The organism is Lactobacillus sp. (assembly GCF_051873315.1).
GTDB lineage: Bacteria > Bacillota > Bacilli > Lactobacillales > Lactobacillaceae > Lactobacillus.
Genome location: NZ_JBJEES010000063.1, coordinates 1 through 2,507 on the forward strand (window position 1 = coordinate 1; position 2,507 = coordinate 2,507).

Consider the following 2,507-nt stretch of genomic DNA (forward strand, 5'->3'; position numbering starts at 1 on the left):
CGCCAAAATGCTATCCAGCTGCTCTTTCGGGTAGCCATTGATCCGGCCAGTCAAAACCACGCTAGTCAAGAGGCGCTTGAGGTCAAATTCCCAGTTGCCGATCCGGGCTTCGTCAAAATCGTTCAAGCCAAAAAGAAGCTGACGCTCCGGAGAAGCAAAAAAGCCAAAATTGGTCAAGTGGGAGTCCCCGCAGATGATCACTGGAATATGGGACTGGCCTTCTGGAAACTGACGCAGGTCCTTTTCCATGATCCCGGCCGTGGCCCGGAAATAGGAAAAGGGGTTCTGCATCATCCGCTTGTGCCGCATTCCGAGCAGCTCAGGGATCATTTTCTCCTCAGTCAGCTTGATCAGCTGGACCACGTCCCGCTTGACCGGGTTGAAGGTACTGATCGCCGCGATTGGATGTTCCTTAAGACGGCCTTCTCCCTGCTTGATCAGCTCTTCCTGGCTGTCGCCGATAAACATTTGATCGATTTTAAAAGTTTCGATTTCGTGGCGGTCTCTTTCCATTTTTCAGCCTACTTTTCTTCGTCTTCCAATTCGCTTTCCTGCGGCTTCATGGCCTCAAAAGCGTCTTTCTTCTTAGCCTTCTCTTCTTCTTCCTCTTCTTCAACAATCCGCACCTTTTCAGCTGCTTCAGCGATGAAGTATTCCTGGCTGTTGAATGGCGTCTGCCCCCGCCGGTCGGCATGAACCCACTCGGTCTTGTGCAGAATCCGGGCCTGGACATTGTCCTGCCACATCTTGGCAAAAATGTCCAAAACTCTTTCCTTCAAGTCTTCTTGCAAAACCGGGAAGAGAGTTTCCACCCGCCGGTTCAAGTTCCGCCGCATCATGTCGGCGCTGGCCAGGTAGACTTCTTCCTTGCCGTCATTGTAGAAGTAGTAGATCCGGCTGTGTTCCAGGAAGCGGCCGACAATCGAGTACACCTCGATGTTGTCGCTGACGCCTGGAATTTCCGTCTTCAAGCAGCAGATCCCCCGAACGATCAAGTGGATCTTGACCCCGGCAGCGGAAGCTTCATAAAGCTTGGCGATCACGTCCGGGTCAGACAGGGAGTTCATCTTCATGTGAATTTCAGCATGCCGGCCAGCCTTGGCGATGGCAACTTCATTGTCGATCTTTTCGTAAATAAACTGCCGGATCAGCTTTGGCGAAATCCGCAGCTTGCTGAAGTAAGGCGGCTTGGAGTAGCCAGACAGCATGTTGAAGAGGTTGGTCGCGTCAACGCCCAGGTCCCGGTCACAGGTGAAGAGGCCCAGGTCGGTGTAGAAGTGAGCAGTAACATCGTTGTAGTTACCAGTCCCCAAGTGCAGGTAGCGGCGGATTCCGTCTTCATCGCGGCGGATGACCAGGGTTACCTTGGTGTGAGTCTTTAGGCCCACCAGCCCGTAGATAACGTGACAGCCCATCTGTTCCAGGGTTCTAGCCCAGTGAACGTTGTTTGATTCATCAAAACGGGCCTTGACTTCCACCAGAACCGTAACCTGCTTGCCGGCTTTAGCCGCCTGGCCCAGGTACTTGATGATCGGAGAATTGCCAGAAACCCGGTACAGGGTCATCTTGATAGCCAGAACATCTGGGTCCTTGGCTGCTTGCTTGACAAAGTTCAAGACAGCATCAAAGCTGTCGTAAGGGTGCTGAACCAGGTAGTCCTTTTCCCGGATTGAGTCAAAAATATTGTGGTCGCTTCTCAAAGCCGGGTCGATAAAGGCCTGCATCGGCTTGTAGCGGAGGTCTTCATGGCCTTCAACCATTCCTGGCAGCTTCTTGAGGAAGGTCAAGTCGATCGGGCCGTTGATGCTGAAGACGCTGCTTTCTTCCACGTTCAGCCGTTTCATCAAGTGCTTGAGCAGCTTGGTGTTCATGCTGCTTTCAACTTCCAGCCGGGTTACGTGGCCGTGCTCGCGGTCTTCCAGCTGCTTTTTAACCGCCAAAAGGAAGTCGGAAGTATCACTTTCAGAAACGTCCAGGTCCATGTCCCGGGTAACCCGGTAGCAGGCTGCCTGGCGGATTTCGTAGCCGTCAAAAAGCCGGTCGGCGAAAATCTTGATAATGTCTTCCAGCATGATGAAGTCATTGTCGCCATCCGGCAATTTGACCAAGCGCGGGAAAATGTTCGGCACTCTGAGCGTGGCAAACTTGTGCTCGCCGCTTTCCCGGTCCTTAAGGCGCAGGGCAATGTTCAAGGAGTTGTTGTTGATAAACGGGAATGGCCGGGATTGGTCGTCAGCCATCGGGGTCAAAACCGGGTAAAGTTCATTTGCGAAGTAGCGGCGAATGTATTCTTCCTGGTCTTCAGAAAGTTCGTCGCCTTCCAAGATGTTGATGCCATTCTTGTGCAAAAGCGGCATCAAGGACCGGGAATAAGTTGAGTAGCGCTTCTCAACGACTTCATGTTCCTTTTGGTTGATGGCCGTCAATTGTTCAAGCGGTGTCAAGCCGCTGGCATCGTGGCTCTTGACCCCGGCAGCCACCAGCTTGCTCAAGGAAGCCACCCGGAC

2 protein-coding genes are annotated in these 2,507 nt (G+C 52.9%); both read right to left on the reverse strand.

Features of this window, described 5'->3' with window-relative positions:
* Positions 1-513 (reverse strand): DUF2252 family protein (locus ACI32D_RS03830; RefSeq protein ID WP_439775323.1); only part of this gene is annotated, 513 nt, incomplete at its 3' end.
* Between the two features lie 8 nt (positions 514-521).
* Positions 522-2,507: RNA degradosome polyphosphate kinase (locus ACI32D_RS03835; RefSeq protein ID WP_439775324.1), on the reverse strand; the 1,986-nt coding region annotated here is incomplete at its 5' end.